This window comes from Pseudoalteromonas sp. OOF1S-7 (assembly GCF_022347765.1).
Lineage (GTDB): Bacteria > Pseudomonadota > Gammaproteobacteria > Enterobacterales > Alteromonadaceae > Pseudoalteromonas.
This window is the reverse complement of sequence record NZ_JAKRFZ010000034.1, coordinates 1-8,899: the sequence shown is the minus strand read 5'-3', so window position 1 is coordinate 8,899 and position 8,899 is coordinate 1. Positions and strand designations below refer to the sequence as shown.

Here is an 8,899-nt window from a genome sequence, read left to right as displayed (position 1 = left end):
ATCGTCACACCGAGCGGGACGAAGCCGACACGCCAGTACAGGACAGCGATATTCAGGCACTGCGTGCACAGGAGCGCACCAACTATCCGTTTAACTTATCGGTCAATGATTATGGCGCAGCCCATGTATTCAGCCTGGACTTACAAATTGATGAGCAGGTCGAGATCAGCCGCATCGCAGAGTATGTCATTACGGCGCTGAGTAAGCTGACTGAAGCAACCCAAACACAGCCGGTGAGTGAACTGAGTGTACTGCCGGCGGATGAAGTGACCAGATTACTGACCCAGGGTCAGCGCAGCTTAGGCTACGACGACACGGCCTGTATTCATCATTTATTTGAACAGCAGACAGCGGCTGCACCCGAGGCAACGGCCCTGGTGTTCCGGGATCAGTCCATCAGTTACGCCGAGCTAAATCAGCGGGCCAATCAGCTGGCCCATTACCTGCTGAGTGAACAACAGATCATACCCGAAACCCTGATCGGGGTGTGTAGCAGCCGCTCGATGGAGATGATGGTGAGCATGCTGGCGATACTTAAAGCCGGTGGCGCGTACGTCCCACTGGACCCGGATTATCCGGCCAGCCGCCTGAGCTATATGGCGGTTGATGCAGGCCTGAAGCACGTGATTGGGTATGGCAGTGGTCTGGCAGTAGCCCAGAGCCTGATGAGCGAACAAGCGGGCAGCGCTATAGATATTGCAGCTCTTGAGTTGGATGACTATCCACATCACAACCCGGGACTGGAAGAGATCAGCAGCGACAGTCTGGCTTATGTGATTTACACCTCAGGTTCAACGGGCCAGCCCAAGGGCGTGCAGCTTATTCATCAGGGCGCAGTGAACCTGGTTCACAACCAGCAAGCCCGTTTTGCTAACTGTGCCGACAGTAAGGTGTTGCAATTTGCATCCATCAGTTTTGATGCGGCGACCTGGGAGTGGCTGATGGCCTTGATCCCGGGTGGTACCCTGGTGATTGCCGATGAATCACAACGTACGGATGTACAGCAGCTGTCTGAGCTGTTAAAAACGCAGCAGATCACCCATGCGACTTTGCCACCGGCGTTGTTATCGACCATGACGTTGCAGACAGATCTGGCGCTGCAATGTTTAATTGTGGCAGGGGAAGCCTGTGAAGAAGCTGTGGTGGCACGCTGGCGGGCACATTATCCTTTCTATAATGCTTACGGTCCATCGGAGACCTCAGTCTGTGCCACTGTGGGTGAAATTACCGATGACACTCTGCATATCGGCACACCTTTGTGTAATGTTCAGACCTATGTGCTGGATCAGCAACAGACCTTATTGCCTTATGGTAGCTTAGGTGAGCTATATGTCGGTGGTGATGGTCTGGCGCGCGGCTATCTGGGTCAGAGCGAGCTGACTGCCGAGCGCTTTATTGAGAATCCATTTTACGACCCTGAGGCGGCAGGCAGCTCGAAGCGCCTGTACCGCACCGGCGATTTGGTGCGCTATCTGGCCGATGGCAACCTGGCCTTTGTGGGCCGCACCGATGACCAGGTTAAGATCCGCGGCTTCCGCGTTGAGCTGGGAGAAGTTGCCCAGCGGCTGAGTCAGCAGGCAGGCATAGATTCGGCTATTGTCCTGGCCAAAAAAGGTGTATCAGGTCATGATTTGGTTGCCTACATACAACCAGACGAGGCCCTTACAGACGACGTTCAGAGTGATTTTATCAGTGCGACTTTGACGCAGCTCGCAACATCGGTGCCTGACTATATGGTGCCTAAGCTGGCAGTGATCATCAACGAATGGCCACTGACGGCGAATGGAAAAATCAATAAAAAAGCGCTACCTGAGCCCGATAAGGCATTGCTGCAAAACGACTACTGCATACCAAGAAACAGCACTGAAGCCACTTTATGTGATATCTGGCAGGATTTGCTGGGCATTGAGCAGGTCGGGATCCAGGATAACTTCTTCACGCTCGGGGGAGATTCTATCATTGCCATTCAGATGGTTGGGCGGGCCAGACAACAAGGTTTACACCTGAACGTGAAACAACTGTTTGCGACCCCGACAATCGCCACTCTGAGCGAACATGTTGAATTCAGTACCCGCGTTAACGCACAGCAGGATGCGGTCACAGGTGATATGCCATTGCTGCCAATTCAGCAGCGTTTCTTCGATGCCAATCGTGCTGCGCCGAACCACTATAATCAGTCTTTGCTGCTGAACGCGCCTGCTGGCCTGGTAAGTCATTTCGCAGAGCTGGTCAATGCACTCGTTGAGCGTCACGACGCATTGCGACTGAGATTTACCGAGCTGGCCCGTTTTACACCTTTAAGCGAAACTCAGGTTGCCCGCATGCATCAGGTTGTGGATTTAAGTGAGCTGACGGAGGCCGCGTTTAGTGGCGAGGTTGAGCGGCAGTGCGATGCCCTGCAACGGCAGCTGGATATAGAGCATGGTCCCCTGTGCAAGTTTGTGTATTTTTATGCTGGCGAGGATAAACCCGCAAGGCTGTTTATGACCATACATCACCTGGTTGTGGATGGGGTATCCTGGCGGATCTTATTACAGGATCTGGAAACGGCGCTACAGGCAATCGAAACTGGTCAGGCTATTCAGTTGGCTGCGAAGACCAGTTCATATCAGGCCTGGGGCGAAGCGGTCAATGCGCTGGCGCATTCTGAGGCGCTGACCTCACAGCAGGCATACTGGCATGACAGGCTGTCGCTGTTCCCGGCTCAGCCATCAGTCAAAGTTGCGGCTGAGCAGTGGCAGAATGTGTCATTCTCTTTGGATGAGTCGGATACCCGGGTCTTGCTGGCAGACTGCCAGCAGGTTTTCCACAGCAATGTGGACACCCTGATGCTCAGTGCCTTCCTGCTGGCCTACCAGGACACTTTTGCGAGGCCTTTGCTGCGTGTTGATATGGAAAGTCATGGCCGCGAAGAAGCCCTGTTTGAGGGACTGGATGTGACCCAGACAATGGGCTGGTTTACTAATCTCTACCCCCTGATCCTCGGTGGTCAGCAGCAGGACCTGATCGCAACGGTTAAGTCGGTCAAACAGACCTTGCAACAGCTGCCTATGCATGGCCTGGGCTATGGCTTGCTGAAGTATATCCGTCAGGATCCCGAGATCTGTGCCCTGGACGAGCGCAGTGCCGATCAGGCAATTGTGTTTAACTATCTGGGCAAACTGGACAATGTAGCGGGTTCACAGGGCCGTCTGGCCATGGCACACGAGTCACGGGGGGCAGAATCTGCAGCAGAGGCGGCCGACTTGCATCACCTTATAGTCAATGGTCAAAGCCAGGACAGCCAGCTGAGGTTTGATTTGAGCTTTGCGATGCCAAGTTATACAGAGGGGCAAATTGAAGCGCTGGCAGCCCGGTTTAAGGCTGTGTTACTTCAGCTGGTTACACAGGCCAAAGCGGGGGCTCAGTGTCATACCCTGATTGTTGAAGATTTTCCGGCTGCGACACTGGAACAAGCCCAGCTGGACACATTACAAGCGCAGTACACGGACATTGAAAGAGTGTATGTTGCCACCCCTATGCAGCAGGGGATGATCTACCATGACTTGTTACAGCAAGATGCCAGTCTGTACACGACGCTGACTCATTTCGATGTGGCAGGTGATGTGGATGCATCGGCCATGCAGCAGGCCTGGCAAAAGGTGATAGCACGCCATGCTATTTTGCGTACCAGTTTTAGCGTGTTCGATGATGCGGATATTCATCAGGTCGTACATCATAATGCATTGATAGATATGGAGGTGCTCGACTGGCAGCAGGTCCCGGCTGAACAACTTACGTCACAGCTCAGTGAGCTGCATCATGCCATTAAGGCGAAAGGCTTTTCCTTCGACCTGGCACCGCTGATGAGTCTGACACTGGTGCGCCTGAGCGGGCAAAAAGCACAGCTTATCTGGGCTCACCACCATGTCTTAACCGATGGCTGGTGCCAGGCAACCCTGTTCTCTGAAGTGCTGGGCTACTATCAGAGTCTGACGGCTGGACAGCCACTGAGCTTACCTCCTGCAGCGAACTATGAGGACTATATTCAGTGGCTATGTAAGCAAAATAAGGATGAAGCACGCGCGTTCTGGCATGCTGAACTGGCCGGGGTAAGTGCACCAACTCAATTGCAATTACCTGCTGCGGCCTGCGATACACCGCATTATGAAGAAATCAAATGGACGTCCGATGCACAACTGACCGAGCAATTAAGCCAATTTGCTCAGCATCACCAGGTTACCGCCAATGCGGTGTTGCAGCTGGCATGGGCGTATACACTGCATCGCTACAGTGCGCAATCGGATGTCTGCTTTGGCACCACACTCTCTGGTCGACCGCCGGAAGTGGCCAATGTGGAACAAATGATAGGTTTGTTTATCAATACGGTGCCGGTCAGAGTTCAGCTGGATCACCAGGCCAGTGTTGGGTTTCAGCTACAGCAGCTGCACAGGGCGCATAGTCAGCGTGAACAGCATGGTTATCTGCCTTTGCCGGAAATTTTAAGTTGTGGCAATCATGGCATTCAGGGCGCGCTGTTCGACAGTCTGTTTGTGTTTGAGAATTTCCCGGCAGATTTACATGATACCGGCGCTCAGACAGAACAGGAAAGCACGGGTCAGCTACAAGTGCAAAATGCAGCGTCGATTGAATATACGAACTATCCGGTTGCGCTGACGGCTTCTTTACAGGGCGTGTTGAGTCTGCGCCTTAGTTTCCATGGCCATCACTATGAGCGCGCCGATATGGCGCAGTTATTGACACACTTTAATACCGCGCTACGCAGCCTGCTATCACTTGATGCCGCAGCACCACTCACAGGCATGGAAATCCTGCAGCCAGAGGAGCTGCAAATGTTGCTGGCACCACCGAAACTGGCCTTTGCGGATGCGCAGCTTTGCAATATGGTTGCGCAATTTGATCACCATGCACTTGCTACGCCTGAGCATATCGCTTTGGTGATGGGCGAGCAGCAGGTCAGTTATGCTGAACTGGATAGGATGGCGACCAGACTGGCAGCTTCACTGATTGCGGACAGAAGCATACAGCAAGGCGATCTGATCGGCTTGTGTGTTGGGCGCTCAATTGAAACTGTAGTTGGGATACTGGCAATCCTGAAGGCCGGTGGCGCTTATGTACCGTTAGACCCAAACAGCCCACCAGAGCGTCTGAACTATATTATTCAAGATGCCAAGATTGCCTTGTGCCTGGCACAGCCTGGCTGCGCAGCGGCGCTTGATGCGCCAGAGTGTGAGGTCGTCACGCTGGATACCAGTGCATTGCTGACTGAAGACATCGCGCCGCTCAGTTCATTGCCAGAGATATCACTGGATGACCCAGCTTACGTGATTTACACCTCCGGATCGACCGGGGCACCGAAAGGTGTAGTACAGACGCATCGCAATATGGCGCGCTTATTTGCCAGTGCAGCCGAGGATTTTTCCTTCAGCAATCAGGATACCTGGTGTCTGTTTCACTCCTATGCATTTGACTTCAGTGTCTGGGAAATCTGGGGCGCGCTCAGCCACGGTGGTAAGCTGTTGATCCCAACGCATCATCAGACCCGCGATACCGCAGCGTTTGTTGAGTTATGTCAGCAGCATCAGCTCAGTGTGTTAAATCAGACCCCGAGCGCCTTTGGGGTGTTTGCTGAGCATGTGGTTGCGCACGATATCAGCCTGCCGGCGCTGCGCTATGTGGTGTTCGGGGGTGAAGCGCTGCAAACGCAACACCTGCAAAGCTGGTGTCAGCACCCGGCTAATGTCCAGGCTGAGCTGATCAACATGTATGGCATCACTGAAACCACAGTGCATGTGACCTTTGCGCCTATTGCACGCCAAGAGGTAGCCCAGATCCATATTGGCAGAGCGCTTGCGGATCAGGCCATCTATATGCTTGATGCACAGTTGCAGCCTGTGCCTGTGGGTGTCGTCGGTGAAATGTATGTTACGGGTGCCGGGCTTGCTGCGGGCTATCTGGGACGTGAAGCACTCAGTGCTGAGCGTTTTATCGACAATCCTTATGGCGCCGATTCAGGGTGTAACAAACTGTATAAAACCGGCGATCTGGCGCGCTACCAAAGAGATGGCAAAATTCAGTTTATTGGGCGTGTGGATGACCAGGTACAGATCCGCGGCTTCCGGATTGAACTGGGTGAAGTTACCCATCAGCTGAGCAGTATTGCCAATGTCGACAGTGCGGTGGTGATTGCCAGGCAGAGTCAGGGGACGCAGGTACTGCATGCCTATCTCAAGTTGGAGCATGGGATCGATGAACAGCTCCATGCTCAGGAGATTGAGCGCATTAAACGCGCAGCAGCGTCATTCTTACCGGCTTATATGGTGCCTGAGCAAATGACGCTGATGCAGGACTGGCCACTGACGGTAAATGGCAAAATCGACAAAAAGGCGCTGCCGCAGCCGGGTGAAGGTATGTCAGGCTGCAACAGGGTGGCGCCCGCAACGCACACCGAGTGTCAGTTGCGTGATATCTGGGCTGAATTACTGAACTATGATGGTGCTCATATCAGTGTGGATCAGTCCTTCTTTGAGCTGGGTGGACACTCGCTCAGCTTGATGAAACTGGTTCAGCGTTTGCATCAGATGTTTGGGGTGTCGGTGTCGATTAAAGAAGCCATCGGGCATGCGCAGATTGACCAACTGGCATCGCTCCTTGAGAAGAAAATGCTGGACATGCAGCTGAATGAAATCAACGAGGATGAACTAGACGAAGTTGAGTTTTAACGTCCGGTTACATGCCCCATTGCAAACCAGCGTTGCGCAGGGGTAATCATGCCCTCATGATCTCACGCATGAGATCGTGGGGGCGTGTATCCTGCCATTGTAAAAATGTCACATACTCCCTTGCATACAGCATCTCTGTCACTGTCCAAAATCGTCTGAACGCCGCCATTTTTGGCTGTCAATAGCGCTTGCAGGTCACTCGCCTTGTCAAATCTTACAGGCAGTCATCACCATCCCGGTTCTGTTATAAATAGTCGTATGTAGTGACCACAGAAGTAACATGAAGTCAGTCTCTGGCGCATGTCTCGACTAACAGGACTTGAATGAATGGTTGAAATCAACAAATTATTAGCTGAACTGGTTGCTCAGGGAGTAGCAGTTTACCTGGATAATGGCAAGCTCAAGGCCAAAGCCCAGAAAGGGGCCCTGACCGCAGAGCATAAAGCGCTTATTAGCGCAAACAAGCATGACATTATTGCCACGCTGTCCCAATCAGCCCCCATTGAGCAGGTTGAACGCATCCAGCCGGTGGCAGAGCAAGAAAAACAGCATAGTTTGTCGTTTGCTCAGCAGCGTCTGTGGTTTGTCAATCAACTACAAGGCGGTGGCAGTGAGTACAACATGCCGATGGCGTACTCGGTGTACCAGCCGTTTGATGTACCACGCGCCACGCGTGCGTTGCGCAGCATTATCGCGCGTCATGAAATACTCAGAACCGGCTATGAAGCCAGTGACGAAGGACCCCGGCGTCTGGTACGTGAACAGGTCAGCAATGAGGTACAGTTTACCGATCTGAGCGCGTTGGCGGAACCTGTGCAACGGGACGAGGTCAAGGCACTGGCGCTGGCCCATGCCGGACGGGAATTTGATCTGCAACATGATGCACTGCTGGATATTCACTATGTTAAACTAACCGATACGCCATGTGGTACTCAGCCTCATGGTATTTTGCTGTTTAATATGCACCATATTGCGTCCGATGCCTGGTCGATGGACATACTTAAAAATGAATTTATGACGCTTTACAGCAGCGAACAGGGATTACCCCGTTTAACGGTGCAGTACAGTGATTTTGCTCACTGGCAGCAAAACTGGGCAAAGTCGCAGGACTATCAGGACCAGTTAGCCTACTGGCGTTCACATCTCACAGGTTTACCGGAATTACACAGCCTGACCCCAGATCATCCCAGACCGGCGAAGAAAAAGTTCAGTGGCAAAAAGTGCAATCAGACACTCAGTGCTGAACTGACGGAAAAATTAGTGACCATTGCCCGCCACTATCAGTTATCGCCGTTTATGTGCCTGCACAGTGCGCTGGTGTTGTTACTCCATACTTTTACAGCCAGCCGGGATATTGTGGTGGGCACCACCGTTGCTAACCGGGCGCAGGCCGAAGTGGCCCAGCTGATAGGGTGTTTCTTAAATCGTCTGGTATTGCGGGTTGAGCTCAAAGCGCAGTCCCTGGACAGTTATCTGCAACATATTCGCCAGGTTCATTTGTCGGCTCAGGCCAATCAGGATGTGCCTTTTGAGCACCTGGTTGAGCAGCTCGATGTGATCCGCTCTAATAGCTATACGCCGCTATTTCAAATTCAGCTGACCTGTAATGACAGTGGTTTAGCTGACAGCCCGCAGGCTCAGAAAAGCACGCCGTTCAGACCGTATGTGCCCGAAGATATGACCATGACCATCCGTGGTGATATCGATATCCATGCAGAGCTTGGTCAGCAGGGGAGCGTGATTGGCTGGTCATATGATGACGCATTATACAGTGAGCAAAGCATCACGACTATGATGGCACATCTTGAAACTATTTTAGAAAACTATGCCCGTTGTCTGGACACAGAGCATGGATTTAACACTTCTACTGATGCTTTGACAGCGCTCAGCCATACGCAGTTTACTCAGTTACAAACCCAGTTGCCGGTCACGCACAGCGCTTATGATTCGCGTAGTTTGACAGAGCGATTTGAACAGCAGGCTGCGCTGACACCGGATGCCATTGCCGTGCACAGTGACAGCGAGCAACTTAGCTATGCGCAGCTTAATACCCAGGCGGCCAAACTGGCCGACTGTTTGCAGGAGCAGGGCGTGGAACCCGGCGATCTGGTGGGCGTTTGTATGCCACGCAGCGCCTGCCTGATGGTCAGTTTACTGGGCGTGCTCAAAGCCGGGGC

The 8,899-nt window shown here is 52.8% G+C and carries 2 protein-coding genes; both read left to right on the top strand.

Annotation, left to right across the window (positions count from 1 at the left end):
* The coding region (locus MHN33_RS23595) for a non-ribosomal peptide synthetase (RefSeq protein WP_239401909.1) at positions 1 to 6,722 on the top strand (6,722 nt) is incomplete at its 5' end.
* A gap of 327 nt (positions 6,723 to 7,049) precedes the next feature.
* Positions 7,050 to 8,899, top strand: a 1,850-nt coding sequence (locus MHN33_RS23590) for a condensation domain-containing protein (protein ID WP_239401907.1), incomplete at its 3' end; no start/stop codon positions are given.